We start from the raw sequence: 17,970 nt of genomic DNA, 5'->3' as shown, positions 1-17,970 counted from the left end.
TTTGCTTGCCCAAAGGAAGTAACCAAGGAAAGGGCACCCCGTGAAAAGCCTTTTTCCCCGTTCACTGCCCGTTTTTCGGGAATGTGTGAACTCACGAGCCTACGGCTCGCTCGGAAAGCACCCATTCTTTTTCCGAAAACCGGTTGTGACCGCGGGGCTTTTCAATGGGGTTGAAAAATCAGAAACTCCAAAGGGTATTATTACAAAAAAAGTCATCGTGACAATAAAAAGTCATCGTGGATTTTTTGGGGGGGAGCAAGGTGAAGCTGTTCCGGACAGCATTCCATTTAAAGAACACTTTTTTCTATTATGTTACTTCCTTTGCTTGCCCAAAGGAAGTAACCAGGGGAAGGGCACCCCCGTGAAAAGCCTTTTTCCACGGGCTTTTCAATGGGGTTTATACATAAAGGGTATTATGCTATGTATAATCAATTCATTACAATACAATTCATCGTGGATTTTGGGGGATGGCCAGACATCGGAATCAACAATAATTGCTGATTAAAAGAGGTAACCTGATAAATATATGAAATACTAAATTTATATTTTACTTATCACGGGACTGACTGTATCTTTACCTGAGAATCGTATTTAAAAGATATGAACATCTCGGAGATTGAAAACGGTAGAGATGATAATTATATTTAATTAAGGATGAACAGCCATGATAACAAAGAAACTGATCGAACGAAAAATAGTATTCTATGAGATAGTCGGATTTGCATTCGTTGCTTTCCTGCTCTGGGCGGATGAAATCTTCGATATTCCCCATACTGTGTTTCAGGCCCCGGCAACACCGGTCAACTGGGTGGAATCAGTTGTCGAAACCATATATGTCATCATCCTGGGAGCGATAATAATTCTGATAACATGGCGAGACCTCAAAAAAATCAAATACCTTGAAGGTTTTTTACCCGTGTGCTCGTTTTGTAAAAGAATAAGGGTCGGCAATGACTGGATACCAATCGAAGAATATCTGAGCGAACATTCGGAAGCTGTTTTATCCCATGGTTTCTGCCCGGAATGTACCATAAAAAACTTTGGGAAAATATTGTAGCCCGATTAATCCGGTTTGTCCATGAAAATTTTATAACCTCAAAGACACAAATTGATTTATGAGATGTTTTTTATTATCTTCAGCAATTATTAATCTATAGAATTCCTCGGACTTAAGTTCGAGGTTATATTGTAATTATGGGGATGTCGGTCAGAAAGGAGCCGCGCTCCATATCCTTTAGGGAGAAACTATGAAAAACTGCCGTGAATGCGGCCATGAGGTTTCCGAACAGGCCAATACCTGCCCGAAATGCGGCGCCCCGCGCCCCGCGAAAGCTGTCTTGGACGGTTATGGATTCGAATACAAAAGCCCCGTTAAGCTGCTCGGAATCCCGCTCATCCATATATCCTTCAAGTACAGCCCCAATAAAATACCCGTTGTCGCGAGAGGAATTATCGCCATAGGCCAGTTCGCTGTGGGATTTATAACAATCGCCCAGATCGGCATCGGTTTCATCGGCGCCGGGCAGATTATCGCGGCATTTTACGCGCTGGCGCAGGTCGGGCTCTGCATTTTCAGAGGCTACGGCCAGGTTATCAGGACATTATTCTGAAGAGCCGGTGAAAATCCATATTGTCTGAGAGGAATGTGCTGCAAAAACCTTTTCAGGTCTCACGCGAGAATAATACCCTTTGAAATCCTCTGGATTAGCCATGGAAATCATCCATCCCGGCTAGAAAGAGCGATAATGCTCTCTATTTGCCAAATACATGCGATAGAAGGACCTTGTAGGTATTCACTCACTCTTTCAGTTCGGAATCATTATAAAGGTCTTAAGCGCCATCCAGCCTGTTTTTCCTCATTATTCGCTGTGAAATACCTCTTCCATGTTTGCCCAGAATTCCTTCTCGCCCCGCAGCGGTATCGGAATCTGGCAGGGATCGGTGTTTTTCCACCATTCCTGCGTTGTGGGATCGGCTGCCATTTTTGCCATATCCGCCTCGAAATCGTTTCCCACATACTCGTAGTATGAAAACAGATAGTATTTTCCGGGTTCCGCCTCTTTCAGGTATATCGAGAAATTACGGATGTTGCAGTCACGGATCATATTGACGACTCCGGGCCATGGTTTGGCATGGAGACGTTTGTATTCTTCGATTTTTTCAGGCCGTATACCGATAATCATACCATAGCGCTGAACCCTGCGGTTCGGCTGACTGAAACCCATTCCCACGTAAAACGATACGAGTGCGATTACCACGATCACCGCAATTGTGCGAAACCTTTCCGCCATTGAACAGTCCTCCATTTATACCTGTCACAAGGTTAGTTTTATTGTGAATTATCCCGTGAGTGCTTTAAAAATGATGCTTGACCAACGTTCTCTTCATAAGTCGGAAAGTTGAGGTATTCAACCTGATTTGTCAATGAAATTCGTTATTACATAGGTTTCGTGTAATAAAATACTTGCAAAAGAACTATGATTAAGTAATATATTTTCATAATGGAATCAGTGTGAACTATGGTTGCTCATGAATTTGATATGGGGAATCCGAACTGTCCGGATAAATTTTAAAAAAGCCCCCTTTCTGTCACTTCGTGACATCCTTCCCCCTCAAGGGGGCAGGACATAACTGCAAGCACAACAATATGTTGCCCCCCGGGGGAAACAGGCGCGTAAGCGCCGAAGGGGGCTGTTGTAAATAATAAGCGATAGTACATCAAGCATTGTGTAGATTCATTGAAATCCAGAGCGTTTTCAATACATTATACAGATTGAAATGAAATTTAACCGGACACTATTGATGTGGAATCATGGATTCTTTGATTATAGTCCCGAACATGGTCCAATGAAAAAACTCATGACCGCCCTCTTGCTCGTTGTATGTGGTTTCGCTCTTTCACTGCCCCGGCCTGCCGAGGCCGACACCCTGATGTCTCTCTATCAGAGCGCGATTCGGTATTTCCCGTCGCTCCGATCCTACGAGTACAAAGAACAGTCTCTTAAAAGCGAACGTACCGGTCTGGGATGGCAGCGGGTGCTGGATGTCGATGTGGAAGCCAACTATTACAACCTCGATACACGGAACTTTGGAGCATATCCAAACAACGATATGAGCATATTCGACACCATCGATATATTCAACAAAAAGGGATTGGACCGGGGTATCACCGGGTACGAGATACAAAAAAACAAATCTCTCTCAGATGTCGAGAAAAAAAGGATATTCTCCGATGTCGCCGAGGCGTATTTCGCTCTTTTGATGAACACCCGGCTGCTCGCCGTTCATGAGGAAAGCCTGGAGTGGATAGACAAGAACATTCTCCTGGTCGATACGGGAGTTGAAAACGGCGTTTTTCCCGCTTCCGAGATCAACCGGTGGACAATCGAGAAACTGAGCCGTCAGAACTCTCTCCTCTCGGATAAGATGGAAATCGCGCGCCTGAAAGAGACGCTTCGCATGCTGACCGGCCTGACAGACATCACTGTGGAAGAGGACGTTTTGACCGGAAATACCCAGGTGACGGTGGATGATTTACTTGCACACACCCCGGAGCTCGCTGTCTACGATCTTGAAAAGAAACAGGTTGAACTCGATATTCGAAAAGAGAACTGGAGCCGTTTTCCCGATCTCCAGGTCGGGGGATCGCTTATTCAGAACAACGAGCCGGAGAGCACAGGCGATCAGAAGGTGGTGTCGGCGAATCTCAGATTCAAGCTGCTGGATGGCGGTCGCGGATTTCGAATCGCCTCCTCCCGGGCACGGATGAAAAGCATCGAGAGCGAAGCTGAGACAGCCCGTTCGCAATACATGTCACTATACCTGAACACTATCCGGGAAATGAACGCACAGCGGGAAATGCTGGAGAATCTGAGGGTAGCCCGTGACCTGTCCGCAGACAATCTTGAAAAACTGACCGCCGGTTATAAGAAGCGGTTTGTGGATTTCATCGCTCTTTTCGATGCGTTCAGGGAAGACATAACGATCCGCGAAGACTATATCACCACATTTTCCAGGTATCATCAGACCAATCAGTACCTCTCCCACCTTTCACAAGGAGATATCTACTTTTGAATAAAAGACTGATCATCGGAGGCGGAGCGGTTCTGGCAGTCATCGCCGTCATATTCCTTGCCGGGAAGCTTTTTCCGGGAAGCGAAACGGCTGAAGAAGCTGCATCGCCGGAAATACGGGTGGAGGTCAGGGTAACCCATCCTGTCGGAATTTCCGATTCCCTCGAATTCACCGCACAGGGCAGAGTGATCGCGAAAAAAAGCATATCGGCTGCCGCGCTTTCGGAAGGGAAAATCAGGACGGTTTCTGTGGCGGTTGGAGAACGGGTGAAACAGGGGCAGACGATAGCGCTTCTGGAAAACAGCGAACTCGACCGTGAACTTGCGATTCAACGGGACAAACTGCAGACCAGCAGAACAACACTCGATGAACTGGAGAAAAAAGTGAGTTCGGCCGGTGAGATGCTCACTCTGGGGATACTCTCGGAACGCGATCTCATCTCCATGAAACAGGAGTTGAATGCCCTCAGAACGGAAGTGCGCGATCAGGAAATCGTCTATGAACGGCTCAGGATGAGGGAAGATAATTACCGTATCGTCGCCGGCAGGGAAGGATATATCTCCGATATCCTGCCGGAGCAGAGCTATGTGACCTATGGGCAGACGGTGGCTGAAATCATATCGCTCGAGGACGAACTGATCAAGGTATTCATTCCCTTCGACCAGGCGATTCTTCCTGTTCCGGGTGACCCGGTGAATATTTCATGCAACAGCATGACCGTTTCCGGCAGGGTTCTGTCCATTTTTCCCGATGCCGATGCAAACCTCATCGGGGCGATAGTATCCCCCAATAAGCCGATTCCCGTGAATCTCGAGGTAAAAGTGACCTTCAGGCTCACCGAAGTGGCGGGGCTCATTATCCCCAAATCCGCCGTTGTGCTTGATGAGGGGAAACCGGTTGTCTTTGTGGTCAGGAACGATGTCGCCTACAAGAAAACGATAACGGCTATCAAGGATTATCTCGACCGGGTGGTGATACGGAATGATCTGGGGCCGGACGATGCCCTGGTTGTTGAAAATGCTTATCTTCTATCCGATCAGATGAATGTGGCGGTAAGATGAAAGATTCCTTTTTCCTGTATCTGCTCAAAAACAAGATCGCTATATTCTTCCTGGTCTGCATCCTTGCATTTGTCGGAATTATTCTCTCGGGCACCATCACGCAGGGTGTATTCCCCAATGTGTTCTTCCCCCGTGTGCAGATCACCATCGAAAACGGATTCGCTCCCATCAGGCAGATGCTCTTTCAGGTCACCAAGCCCACCGAGGAGAGCATTAAAACGGTTCAGGGCGCGGAACGGGTGATATCTTCCACATCGGTCGGCTCGGTCGAGATCAATGTATACTTCGACTGGAAGACCGACCCGTATATCGCCTACCAGTCGGTGCAGGCGAGAATGGCCGAAATCGGGAACGAACTGCCGCCCGAAGCCCGGGTTTCGATTCTGCAGGCCACACCGTCACGGTTCCCCATCGCCATGTACGCCATCGGTTCGGAAACCCTGCCGCGGAACCGTCTGACCGAGGAGCTCTACTATCAACTCCGGCCGGTTCTTCTCTCAATCCGCGGCATTTACGATGTGGAAATTCGGGCGCCTCAGTACACGGAATATAAGATTGTTCTTAATCCCGACAAGCTCCAGGGATACCATCTCGCCATCGATGACGTGGTCCGGTTTCTGGAGGAACAGGACGTTATCGATTTTATGGGACTGATCGAGGATTACGGCAAGCAGTATGTGGTCTCCCTCATGCAGAAACCGGAGAGCATCGACGAAATCCCCCTCCTCAAAATTCCGCTGCCGGACGGAAAATATGTCGAGCTGGCGGATATCGCCCTGACTATCGAAGATCACGAACCGACGACCAACCTGACCGCGGCCAGCGGATTTGAGAACGCGGTTGTATTCAATATCCTCCGTCAGCCCAACGGAAACAGCCGGGTCACGGTACGGGAAGTAGACCGTAAAATCGCCGAATTCAACAAGACGCTCCTCCCGAAGAAGATGGAGATACGGAAGTACTACGATGAAACCTCGTTTATTGGTGAAGCCATCCGGAGCGTGGCCGAAGCCATTCTTCTGGGGACCATCATCTCCTCGCTGATCGTATTCCTGTTTCTCCGGAAAGCACGGCTTTCGATATTTCTCGTGTTCATCGTTCCGGTGATCTTCTTTGTGACCATCATCGGCATCAGGATCGCCGGCTACGATTTCAACATTTTCTCTCTGGGAGGAATGGCCGCCGCGGTCGGTGGACTCATCGACCATCTTGTCATCGTCATCGAGAACATCGAACGGCACTACCGTAAAACCGGTGTCAAACTGAAAGCGGTGATCGATGGTTCGCGGGAAATCCTCCCCATCATGACCGCGGCAACCCTCATTTCCATTTCCATTTTTCTCCCTTTGCTCCTGCTGACCGGCGTGGTCGGCGTTTTCTTCAAGCAACTGGCGTTCGTGCTCATCTCTACCTATATCATTTCCCAGATTCTCGCGATTTTCATGACGCCGGTGATCGCTTACATCGCGCTCCCCGAGAAACCCACGGAAGAAAAAGCCCGGTGGCTGGATACTCTCGCCGAGCGGTATACGGGATTCCTCAATCGCGCCACCTCCCGGTCATGGATAGCGGTGCCCATAGTGCTGGCCGGTTTCCTGCTCGGCTTCATCCTCTACCGGAATCTGCCCGCCACATTCCTGCCGAAATGGGACGAAGGGAATTTCGTTGTCGATATCGCGCTGCCCTCCGGAACGTCTCTGGCCGAGAGTTTTCGCGAATTCCGTGATATAGGCGATATCATCGACAGTGTCCCGGAAGTTCAGGGATGGACTCTCAGGGTCGGCAATACCCTGGGGCATATCTCTGTGCAGCCCAATGTGGCCGATTTCCTGGTCACCCTGAAAAAGGGACGGGACCGCTCCATCTACGAAGTCCGCGACGAACTCTTCGCCCGCATCAGCACCCGTTATCCGAATTTCCTCGAATTCGACATACCGATGGTGCTCGAGGACCGGCTGGGGGATATCCTCGGCGAAGAATCCCCCATAACTGTCATCCTGTATGGTTCCGATCCGGATACCCTGATCGCCTGGGGCGGAAAAGTTCGCGATACACTGCGGGAAATCAAGGAACTGGAAGAGGTGAATCTCCAGACAGCCTATGCTTCGCCATATATCGGTGTGAAACTTAAACCGGACGCCGAAGCGGTCTACGGTATCAACATCGATGCGCTCACCACTCAGATAAACGCCCATTACTGGGGAACCGTGATCGGCGATGTCATCAAAGGGGAGGTTATTCTGGGAATGCGGGTGATTATGGAACCCCCGGACCGTGACCCGATCGAGTTTTTGCGTAACTCCCTGACTGTGTATTCGCCGAACACCGGTAAATATATCCCCCTGCGGTATGTGGCCGATGTGGCCATTGCCGAGAATGTGCCGGAAATCACCCACTATGATCTGTCACCGGTATCCATCGTATCCGTCCGGTTCAGGGGGAACGACATGACGCTCGCTGTCGAGAAAGTCCGCGAGGCCCTGAGCGGCCTCGACATACCGAGCGACATCACACCCGAAATCGCCGGATTTTACCGTGAACAGCAGAATTCTTTCCGTGAAATGGTGCTCGTGGTGTTTCTGTCCATTATGATCATGTTCACCGCACTCCTCTTCCAGTTCGGGAGCCTGCGGATGTCGTTCATCACCCTCATCGGCCTCGTGTTGACACTCCTCGGGGTATTCTCGGGACTTCTGGTGACCGGAAAGCCGCTCGACATCACCGCGTTCATGGGAATGCTGATTGTGTTGAGCATCGTCATCAACAATAACATCCTGATATTCGATTACTGTTTAATTCAGCAGAAAAGCGGTAATACTGAAAATGAAGCCATGCTGCGCGCGGTCCAAACCCGGTTCAGGCCGATCATGATGACCATGTTTGCCAATGTATTTGCCCTTTTGCCGGTAGCGTTAGCATTGGGAACCGGCACTCAGATCATCCAGAACATGGCCATATCCATCATGGGAGGCCTTACCTTCGCGATTTTCGTCAACCTGTTCGTCATCCCGCTCATCATGCACTGGTCATCCGCCACTCCGCTTCTCCGGAAATTCAGTAAATCCGGAAAAAGTATTTGAACCATCGGTGTTCTGATACAACCCGGGATTTGAAGCGGTGGTGACCCCCTTTTGCACTCACAAGTTTTAATAGAACGCGGATTTACGCGGATTTGTTTTATATCTTTTTAAGAGGGCGGTGAAAAAGTGTCTTTTTCCCACGCCCGATAATGAAATGTATTGTTTTGTTGCTGTCAAGGGCATGTAAATCGGCACTTCGTGCCGACCCTTGACAGCCAAAATTCAGACATGTAGAGTTTTTTACCACGCTTTTAAATTACGACTATTAATGGTCATTAAAGATAATATTAATAATTTATTATGTCTCTTTGTGCCTTTGTGGGGAAATATTTTAACGAATAATCCGGGTTATACCCATTCCATCACCGATTGACTCACCCCCCGCCCCCTCTCTATCAGATAGCACGGGGGCAAGGATATAGCCACATAAAACTACTCATCTTATTGCCGTGTTTTTTATTATATTTTACCGTATAATACTTGAGCACGATGACTGTATAACCATATGTGAGACTTTCACCGTATGAGTGAAAATAACGAAACAGGCAAAAACCTTTTACGGAATGTATTCGATGCCCTTCCGGACAGGATATATGTAAAAGACAGGGATGGCCGCCTCGAAGCTGTCAACGTGAAGGGAATGGAACTGTTTGCCGGGAAAGCCGCTGAAGATGTCATCGGGAAAACGTTCTCCGAGCTGCTACCCGGTCCTCCGGGGCGACAGATGGACGAAGATGACAGGAAGGTTATGGAAACGGGCATACCGGTCTACCGGCAGGAGAGGACCTCTGAAACATCACGGGGGAAAGAGACATTGCTGTTCACAAAAATTCCGCTCCGTGACACTAACGGCATGGTGATCGGTCTTGTCGATATTTCCCGCCCGAAACCCGCTTCGGGAGAAAGCCACGGGCCGGACAAGGCCGAAAGTTCTCCGGAATTCGCTGTCAGGCCGCAATCGGTTTTTCTCTCCGCGATGAGTCACGAACTCCGTAATCCGCTCAATTCCATTATTGCGGCATCCGATATCCTGCTCAGGAAATTTTTCGGCGATCTCAACGATCAGCAGGAGGAGTATATAAAGGACATCAGGGGCGGAAGCGAGCACCTTCTGTCATTGATCGACGATATCCTCGATATTTCCCAGATGGAAGCGGGATACAGCCCCCTGAAACTCTCGAAGGTCAATCTCCATACCCTTGTGGAAAACTGCCTGACAATTATCCGCGAGCGGACGATCGTAAAACATATCGAGCTGTCCTGTACCATGGCAGACAATGTCTATTCGATTACCGCCGATGAGCGTAAGCTGAAGCAGGTCATCTACAATCTCCTCACCAACGCGGTGAAGTTCACTCCCGATGGCGGCAGAATGGGCATAGAAGTCGGAAGGGACGAGTCGTATCTCAGAGTATGCGTCTGGGATACGGGGATAGGTATTGCCGAAAACGATATTGAAACGATATTTGGCGATTTCGTACAGGGCGAGGAATCCGCTCCGCATAAATACGGAGGCGTCGGGCTCGGTCTTTCGATCGTGAAGCGCTTTATCGATCAGCATGGAGGCCGGGTGTGGGTGGAAAGCGAAAAAGGGAAGGGGAGCCGGTTTTCTTTCATCCTGCCGTTCGCGCAGGCGGATGACTCTGCGGTTCACCCCTGACCGTGGCTTTTCAATTTCCCGGTACCCGCAGTCATCCTGCGGGCCGGGTTCCCCGAATCCATATCGTATCCGGAAATGCCTGACACGGCCGGATCAGTGCCTGCTATACCGTATTTTTCCCCCCACTATGGTCAGCTCGGGAACCGTCGTGAGAATTTCCTTCGGCGGTATGGTGAGAATGTCTTTGGTGAGCACGACCATGTCCGCCAGTTTCCCCGGTTCGATGGAGCCGAGAATGTCTTCCTGAAACTCCCCGTATGCCGCCCAGTTCGTAAACCCCCTCAGAACCTGTTCCCGTGTCATGCACTCTTCGGGATACCACCCGCCGTCGGGCCAGCCGGTCGGGTCCTGACGGGTGATCGCGGCATAGATGCCGAGCATGGGATTGATCTCCTCGACAGGGAAATCCGATCCGCACGGGATGACAACGCCTGTTTTGAGAAACTTCTGCCACGCATAGGCGCCCTTGATTCTTTCGGGACCGACCCGTGCTTCCGCCCAGTACATGTCGGAAGTTGCGTGGGTCGGCTGCATGGATGGTATGACTCCCAGTTGAGCAAAACGAGGAATGTCCCGGAGCGAGACAACCTGGGCATGCTCGATCCTGAACCGGTGGTCGGGCGACGGGTGTTCCCTGAGAGCCTGTTCGTAGGCATCGAGCGCGAGGCGGATACCACGGTCGCCGATTGCGTGAGTACATACCTGAAAACCGGCATTGAGCGCTGCCTGTGCAATCTGCAGAACCCGTTCAGGCGTTGTCGTCATGAGGCCGTAATAGCCGGGACGGTCGGAGTAGGGCTCGAACATGAGCGCGCCCCGTGAACCGAGAGCGCCGTCCATGAAAAGTTTGATGCTCCGCACGGTCAGAAAGTTATTCCCATACCCGTCGACTCTGTTCGTTTTGAGGTAATCGGTCACATCCTTGTCGCCCGGTTCGCTCAGCATGGCGTAAATCCGCAGCGGGAGACGGTCATGATCGATGAGATATTTATAGTTGGTGATAATTTCCGGTGATGCGCCCGCATCGTGAACACCGGTCAGACCCACTGCAACACAGCGCTCGGCAGCCATCGCCATGGCGTTTCTCACCTGCTCCGGATTGAGATCGGGGATTTTTTCCCCAACGAGCCCCATCGCGTTATCGACAAAACAGCCGGTCGGCTCGCCTTTCGGCCCACGGATGATTTCGCCGCCTTCGGGGTCTTTCGTTGCGGCGGTGATGCCAGCGATTTCCATGGCTTTCCTGTTTACCACGGCGGCATGACCATCGACGCGGGTGAGCCAGACGGGATTGTCGGGCGCTGCTTTTGTAAGGAGTTCGTGTGTAGGGAGCTCCTTGACATCCCAGTCGTTCTGATCCCATGTCCTTCCCATGATCCATTCGCCGGGAGCGGCAGTTTTCGCTTTTTCCGCGACCATATCGGCGATCTGGCGGAAACTTGTCGTGCCCCGGAAATCGAGCCTTGTCAGGGAAATACCGTAGTCGGTCATGTGCGCATGGGCATCGATAAGACCCGGAACAACGAGCATTCCCTGCAATTCGACTCGATGAGTTTTCGGGCCGATATAGGGCTCGATGTCGTTGTTGGTGCCCACCTTGACAATCCTGTCGCCGCGGACTGCAACCGCTTCCGCGATGGAGAAGGATTTGTCGACAGTAGCGATTTTCCCGTTGAGAAGAACCATGTCCGCCGGTGCAACAGTCTCTTTACCGCAGGATACGGTCAACAAAACGGTAATCAGGACAAAAAGTACAGATACGTACGTTCGGATACGGGTGCGTTTCATAGCGTGATTTCCCTGTAAGTGGTTATGCTCAATGGTATATGTTTATTATAAAGTAGGTTGAGGAAGAAAGGATTACAAGTTTTTTTTGCGCATCCCGGACTCTTTTATATGAGTCGAATTTCAGGATTTTGGTGATATCGTATAAAAAATTAGTGCTAATATTGACTTGTCAACGGGCAGCGGACAGTATATACTGTGTTGAAAGAAAAGATAATCGGCTTTTAAGAGGGCTGTGAAAAAGTATATTTTTCACGAGCCCGATAATGAAATGTATTGTTTCGGTGCTGTCAAGGGCATGTAAGCTTGTCCCCGAATCATTAATCGGGGATCGGCACTTAATGCCGACCCTTGACAGCTTATATCCACACATACAGACTTTATCACAAGACTTTTTAAACGAATACGGTTATCCAGTGTGATAAGCATTGATAATTTCTTCCGATAGTATGTGATCCCCCCTGCCTGCGGCATCCCCCCTTTTTAAGGGGGGAGCGGTATTTGGGGCACTTTTCTCCCCCTTTCTTTTATAAGGGGGAGACGGCGAAGCCGAGGGGGATCAATCATGTAAGCTGACTTAACTGGATAACCGGATAAACGAGTACGGTGAAAGGGATTACAATGCAAAGGCTATCGGCATGTTTTATCCTTCTCTGTCTGTGCCTCGGCGCTCATGGCTGTTCGAAAAAGGCCGAGACTCCCGCTGCGGTGCATCCGGGCGACATGTTTATTTCCGCGGTGATCGGCTGTCTCGATCAATCCGCGACCCAGCTCGATACCATGAATAAAGCTGCGGAAGCCGCCGCTGCCCGCGCTGTCAAAGGTGGGCGGATATATGTCACGGACGATGAAACCCTTACGGGCGGAACGACAGACCCCGCGATTACCAAAGACGGAACGTATTACCTACCCATCAACAATACATGGGGAGGATTTGTTACCGAGGCGTACGGACGGGCGGGCGGCCTGACGAAAATCTATCTCCTCCCTCAGGAGGGGAAACTTACCGCGCAGGATGTTGTGCTTGCTGGAACGATGGAGCTCAATCCCGAAGCCCAGATCAAGCTCCTCGGTGTGCTCAAGGATATGGGTGCGATGGTGATCGTTTTCGGGTCACGGGATTCCCGCGCCGCCGGTATTGCTGATTATGTCATCGACAACGGTCTCGCGCCGGGGACATCGCCCGTTATGCATATAGGGCAGGATGCAGTGACAGGCCCGATTGCGGGGATTGCGAATATCATCGACATGTGGGTGTTCACCGCCGAGTATGTCGCCGCCCTGACCCGTGAGGGAAAAATGCCCGCCATGTGGCAGAGCATGTTCGTTCCGGGAGCGGCTCCGAGAAACAAGCGGGTCGATGAATTCACGTTTCATCCCGATCTGACCATCAGCCCGGTTGAAGCAGGCGTCCTGGGACGGCAGTATATCACCGCCGTGAAAGGATTTCTCGAAAACATACGGGCGAATGAAATGAATAAATTCCACGATGCGGGGAAGCTGTGCGCCGAAACTATTCTTTCCGGGAAAAAAGTGGAGGCAAGCCTTATCGGTCATTTTATGGCATCCCAGCAGCGCATGCCGGAATTTCCCCATGTTTTCACCGTGAACGAAAACGGATTCGGCCCCGATCACCTTAATGGATTGCTCGATCCCGGGGATGTCTGGCTTCATGTCGGCTATTCCTACTACCCGGAGCAGGAATTACTTATGGCCCGCGCAGCGGGAGCGAAGACCATCTGTGTCTTCACGCCCGGGCCTGCCGTTCTGGGAGAGGGTTCGCCCTTGACACCGGACATGGGTCTGATCGATATTTACATCGACCCGTACTGGAAGCATGGGGATACGACGGTCAATGTGCCCGGGTACGATATCAATTTCATACCGCCCTCCGGTGTGGTCATGACAACATGCTACTGGATGCTCATCGGTGAAACGGTTTTCAACCTGCCGCCCGGTAAGCAGGGTTTTTCTGCCCGGTAATCGAACGGTATCACCATGCAATTCTTAGTTCCTTTGTGTCTTTGCGGTTCAATGTTTCAACCTTTTTTATGAATGCGGGATTACTAACGAATAATCAGAGTTAACAGTTGATTCTTCTGGAGAGGATATGATTGATTCGATTGTAGTTGCAGTGTACTTTCTCGCTGTATTTATTGCCGGTTACTTCGTCAGCCGTCACTACCGCAAGACAAGCGCGGAGGATTTCATCACCGGCGGACGAAGCCGCACGTGGTACCAGATCGCCATAGCCCTTTTTGCGATGGGAGCCGATCCCTCGATCATGGGAATAGCGGGGCTCGGGTTTTTGTGGGGATTGTATCTCATCCAGTGGCCCGGGGTTCACATGTGGTTCACGACATGGTTCGCAGCGATGTTTCTCGTACCGATATACTGGCGCTCGCGGATCGTCACGACGCCCGAATATCTCGAAAAACGGTTCAATGTGCAGTGCCGCGCGCTGTTTTCGCTCATCATGATATCGATACTGGTCGTGACACTGTCGGCGGCGATGTATCTCGGGGCGCTGCTCCTCAAGAACCTGCTCGGGTGGTCGATGATGGCCAGTATAATTCTTATTTCCGCGGTGGTGGGTTTCTATGTCATTTTAGGGGGCATGAAAACGGTGCTGGCCATAGATTTTTACCAGGGCATGCTCATAATCATCACCCTGATAGCCGTTCTGGGTATGGCGCTTTACAAACTCGGCGGATTTTCCGTGTTTGCCGCATCACAGATTGTCGGTAACGCCGGAGTCAGACTCAACAGCATGATTCCCCCCTCGGACTGGTCGATATTCACCGACAAGTATTTCCCTACACAGGCGGTGCTTCTCTGGGCAACCGTTGCGGGTGTCGGATGGATGTCATGCAACTTCGGCATGGCGCAGCGTCTTCTTGCCGCAAAAAGCGAGCTCGATGCCCAGAAATCCTTACTCCTGCTCGCCTTTCTCGTTCTGTTCTATCCCTTCTGCTCGTTCATGACCGGCGCGATCATGAGAATCCTGATGCCCGGGATTCTGCCGGACGAGTCGATCATGAAAGTCATTCTCACCATGTTTCCGGTCGGAATGCGCGGTTTTCTTGTGGCGGGCCTCATGGCGGCGCTGTTGTCCACGGTGGATGGCATGCTCACAGCATCGAGCGCGCTCTTTTCGGAAGATATCTATCTCCGTATTCTCCGTCCCTCCGCGAAGCCCGGCGAGCTCAAAACAGTCACCCGTATCGTCGAGGGATTGACCATCCTCCTCACGCTCACCCTGTTTCCGCTCGTTGTCAAGAGCCCCTCGGCAATGGCGTTCATTCAGAGCTTCTACGGCGATGTGCTCGGCGTCGTTGTCGCGCTCTATATCGTCGGGATTTTCACCACACGGGTAACCCCGTGGGCGGCCTTTATCGCCATGGTCACCGGAGTTCTCTTTTCGGTGTCGCTCGATATTTTCACCGACATCAACTTTACCTATATCGGGTTCTTTTCGTTCGTGTATACCGTTGCCTGCGCCGGTATTGCATGCCTGTTCGAAAAACCGGTGCCCCGTGAGAAGCTCGAGAATCTCACGATTCATACCCTGCCCGATGCAAAGGGACCGTGGGTCGGCCTCAAATCCTTCCCGGGACTCTGGAAATGGGCGCTTCTGATTGCGGTTATCTGGTTCAGTTTTACATTCGTATGGGAGTGGACGGTTACGAAGGTGTTTTAACGGGATGTCAACCACCGGGAAAAGGGAATCAACGTTGCTTGCTGCGGGGTAAAAAGCCCCCTTCTGTCACTTGGTGACACCTGTCTTGTCCTGAAATAAGTTTACAGAAGAAGGGGCAAGGAGTCAAGGATGAAAGGGGGAAAGGGATCGCGGGTCAGGGGGCGATCGAATACTCGATAAGCTCGCTTCTGCTTGCGTTTTCTCCCGGTGTTTCCTTTAAAAAAAGTATCTCTCCGACCTTCCCGGCAAAATACCGGTAGTACATACCGTTTATTTTCCCTTCAGGATCGATATCAATCATTCTGATCTTTAAAACGTCCGTGAACGTACCCGCCGGAACCGTTATCGTCTCATGCGTGCTCATCACCGTGAACAGGGTTGTCCTGATGAATGTCGAGTCCGGGTATTCATCGCTGTGCTCTTCCCATATCCACTCCCATGATTTGCCGACTTTGGACGGTTCGTGCGGCAGCACGATGTACGGCGGATCGAAATCCATTAAAATCAACGACGGTGAAACACCCATGGATATCCAGACTGTATCGCCCTCTTTATCGACAAGATAGCGTTTGAAAGTCGATTTTTCGGCTCTTGTGTCTTTGGTAATGAACATAGCGGCTTTTTTCGAAATATCCGTACTTTCTACAACGGTCTCGTACGTAAAAACCTTGTCCTGATTACCGGATAAAGGCCTTTCAGAGTAAACCCACCTGCTGCCGACCGTCATGGGAAAATAATCTACTGCCGTTTGTGCGCCTGCGCTCGTAGTCGCGATGATGGCGATGCCGATAAGAGGAAATATCCGGCGCCATCCATGACATAGGTCTGTATATGTCATTTTGTGAAACATGTTCCGCTCCCTGGAAATAATATTTGATACGCCTTAAAAGTCTTGTGATAAAGTCTGTAGGAAGAATTTGGGTAAAAACAGCGATTTTATATCTATTACCCGGTTATCCACCCGAGATGACTCCACAATTTATGTAAAGGTGGAGGTTCTGTAAAAAGTCTCTGTGAATTGACAAAAATAAAGCTTTAAAACTGATTTTTCGGCCAGGTATCATAGTGTTTGTATTACATTTCTTCATAAAGCGAACGAGACGTTTGATGTTCTGAACGAATGCGGTCATGGAGAGTTGCTCTTGCATTGGAATGATCCCGCGATAGCGGGCACGAGCAAGACCATGGCAGATTTTCGCCTCTGCAAAGATATGCTCGATACGTTTTCGTAATTTTTGCGATAGTTTATAGCCGTGCGTTTGGGCGAGCAGACGCACATAATTCCGGGCCTTTATTTGTTTCACTTTTGCATCGCGTTTTATCTGTCGTTCGGAGATATATGTTTTTGTTTTCCAGACTGGTATGGATTCAAGATTGGATTCTGCAAGCAGAGGGATGTGAGGGGTGATGCCACGGTTGATGAGATCGGTAACAAATTCAGTCGAGCCATAACCTTTATCTGCGGCAAGCGTTTGTATGTTCTTTGACAATCCGGTTTGCTCAAGCGTATCGAGCATCTCACGGGCGGCGTCGGATTCCGTGGAGATGCCCGGCTGAGTGACTTTCGTGGCGAGAATCACCCTGCTTTTAGTGTCAATAAGGGTGTTGCCGACATAAGACAGGGAAGCTTCCTGACCGAGTGATTTTTTATAGAGACGGGCATCGGGATCGGTCGTGGAACGGTGGGTTTCGTTCGATAGCTTCGTATCCCGGAAGTCTCTGTCATCGGGATGGGTTTCGTCTTGTTGGTCTGACTTCGGACGGGGCTTCAGTCTGAGTCGCCCGAGGTAGTCGTCAAGCTCCGTGTCCACAACAATCGGTTCGAGGCTTTTGATTGATGCTTTGGCTCGGATTTTGGTACCATCCACCGCCAGATGCTTCCCGCTGACCAGTCCGGCTGTAACACATTGTTTAACGATGTTTTGCATGATTTGTTCAAAAATACCGTCACCTGCCCATCGGTGATTGCGAAGCCTGTTCAGCGTGCTTCGATCAGGCACTTTTTCGTGAAACCCAAGATTGCAGAACCATCGATACGCCGCGTGCATCTTGAGTTCCTCGAATAGCTTGTTCTCACTGAGATTGTATAAATATCCGAGCGTGATTATCCGTACCATAAGTTCGGGATCCTCCGCCGGTCTACCGGTCGTCTCGGAATACGTGTGATCAACCAGTTCATCAATAAAACTGAAGTCAACATACCGGTCGATCATTCGCAGTATGTGATTTTCAGGAATCAATTTTTCCATCTCGATAAAGGGAAATAGTTCTTCCTGAGGTTTCTGGTTTCTCGGCTTCATATATCCTCCTTATCTATATTATTATCAATATGATAAGGATGTTTTCACTGAAAAGCAACTACTTTTTTAATGAACATGCGTCAAAGGTTTATCACAAGCCCTTTAAGGGGGACTGTGAAAAAGTATTTTTTTCACGAGCCCGATAATGAAATGTATTGTTTCGGTGCTGTCAAAGGCATGTAAATCGCATACAACCCTCCATTTTTTAAGAACACTTTTTTTTAGATGTTACTTCCTTCAGATGTTACTTCCTTTGCTTGCCCAAAGGAAGTAACCAAGGAAAGGGCACCCCGTGAAAAGCCTGTTTCCA

13 protein-coding genes are annotated in these 17,970 nt (G+C 50.1%); 9 read left to right on the top strand and 4 right to left on the bottom strand.

The window, feature by feature from the left end; translation table 11 throughout:
• Nucleotides 1-40 precede the first annotated feature (40 nt).
• The 3 genes from LLG96_14775 (at nucleotide 41) to LLG96_14765 (ending at nucleotide 1,610) form a co-directional block, all read left to right on the top strand.
• Complete coding sequence (locus LLG96_14775) at nucleotides 41-505, top strand: hypothetical protein (GenBank protein MCE5251475.1); 465 nt, start codon at nucleotides 41-43, stop codon at nucleotides 503-505.
• Between the two features lie 159 nt (nucleotides 506-664).
• Complete coding sequence (locus LLG96_14770) at nucleotides 665-1,057, top strand: hypothetical protein (protein MCE5251474.1); 393 nt, start codon at nucleotides 665-667, stop codon at nucleotides 1,055-1,057.
• Nucleotides 1,058-1,247: 190 nt separating this feature from the next.
• Complete coding sequence (locus LLG96_14765; GenBank protein ID MCE5251473.1) at nucleotides 1,248-1,610, top strand: zinc ribbon domain-containing protein; 363 nt, start codon at nucleotides 1,248-1,250, stop codon at nucleotides 1,608-1,610.
• A 249-nt stretch (nucleotides 1,611-1,859) separates the two neighbouring features.
• On the opposite strand, the gene LLG96_14760 is transcribed toward LLG96_14765, so the two are convergent.
• Entirely contained in the window at nucleotides 1,860-2,225 is a 366-nt protein-coding gene (locus LLG96_14760) for an L-rhamnose mutarotase (GenBank protein ID MCE5251472.1), read from the bottom strand.
• A 622-nt stretch (nucleotides 2,226-2,847) separates the two neighbouring features.
• Between LLG96_14760 and LLG96_14755 the strand changes: the two genes are divergently transcribed.
• The 4 genes from LLG96_14755 (at nucleotide 2,848) to LLG96_14740 (ending at nucleotide 9,875) form a co-directional block, all read left to right on the top strand.
• On the top strand, nucleotides 2,848-4,074 hold the full coding sequence (locus LLG96_14755; protein ID MCE5251471.1) for a TolC family protein: 1,227 nt from the start codon (nucleotides 2,848-2,850) through the stop codon (nucleotides 4,072-4,074).
• Nucleotides 4,071-5,135 carry an efflux RND transporter periplasmic adaptor subunit gene (locus LLG96_14750; protein ID MCE5251470.1) on the top strand — a complete coding sequence of 355 codons (1,065 nt, stop codon included), beginning with the start codon at nucleotides 4,071-4,073 and terminating at the stop codon, nucleotides 5,133-5,135. The genes LLG96_14755 and LLG96_14750 overlap by 4 nt, the downstream gene beginning before the upstream one ends.
• Entirely contained in the window at nucleotides 5,132-8,215 is a 3,084-nt protein-coding gene (locus LLG96_14745; GenBank protein MCE5251469.1) for an efflux RND transporter permease subunit, read from the top strand. The genes LLG96_14750 and LLG96_14745 overlap by 4 nt, the downstream gene beginning before the upstream one ends.
• Before the next feature lie 523 nt (nucleotides 8,216-8,738).
• Nucleotides 8,739-9,875, top strand: coding sequence for a PAS domain-containing sensor histidine kinase (locus LLG96_14740; GenBank protein MCE5251468.1), 1,137 nt, complete (start codon nucleotides 8,739-8,741; stop codon nucleotides 9,873-9,875).
• Between the two features lie 93 nt (nucleotides 9,876-9,968).
• Here the strand turns inward: LLG96_14740 and LLG96_14735 are convergent, their stop codons facing one another.
• Entirely contained in the window at nucleotides 9,969-11,663 is a 1,695-nt protein-coding gene (locus tag LLG96_14735; protein ID MCE5251467.1) for an amidohydrolase, read from the bottom strand.
• 618 nt (nucleotides 11,664-12,281) lie between these two features.
• On the opposite strand from LLG96_14735, the gene LLG96_14730 reads away from it, so the two are divergent.
• Nucleotides 12,282-13,643 carry a hypothetical protein gene (locus tag LLG96_14730; protein ID MCE5251466.1) on the top strand — a complete coding sequence of 454 codons (1,362 nt, stop codon included), beginning with the start codon at nucleotides 12,282-12,284 and terminating at the stop codon, nucleotides 13,641-13,643.
• A gap of 127 nt (nucleotides 13,644-13,770) precedes the next feature.
• Entirely contained in the window at nucleotides 13,771-15,360 is a 1,590-nt protein-coding gene (locus LLG96_14725; protein ID MCE5251465.1) for a sodium/solute symporter, read from the top strand.
• 154 nt (nucleotides 15,361-15,514) lie between these two features.
• Here the strand turns inward: LLG96_14725 and LLG96_14720 are convergent, their stop codons facing one another.
• Together LLG96_14720 and LLG96_14715 are read right to left on the bottom strand one after the other, a co-directional pair.
• On the bottom strand, nucleotides 15,515-16,210 hold the full coding sequence (locus tag LLG96_14720) for a hypothetical protein (GenBank protein ID MCE5251464.1): 696 nt from the start codon (nucleotides 16,208-16,210) through the stop codon (nucleotides 15,515-15,517).
• A gap of 103 nt (nucleotides 16,211-16,313) precedes the next feature.
• Nucleotides 16,314-17,660: an IS5 family transposase gene (locus tag LLG96_14715; GenBank protein ID MCE5251463.1), complete on the bottom strand. Its 1,347-nt coding sequence runs from the start codon at nucleotides 17,658-17,660 to the stop codon at nucleotides 16,314-16,316.
• Nucleotides 17,661-17,970 lie beyond the last annotated feature (310 nt).

It is taken from the genome of bacterium, from assembly GCA_021372535.1.
Lineage (GTDB): Bacteria > Latescibacterota > Latescibacteria > Latescibacterales > Latescibacteraceae > JAFGMP01.
Note: the sequence above shows the minus strand (reverse complement) of the source record. Positions and strands in the feature narration are given on the sequence as shown.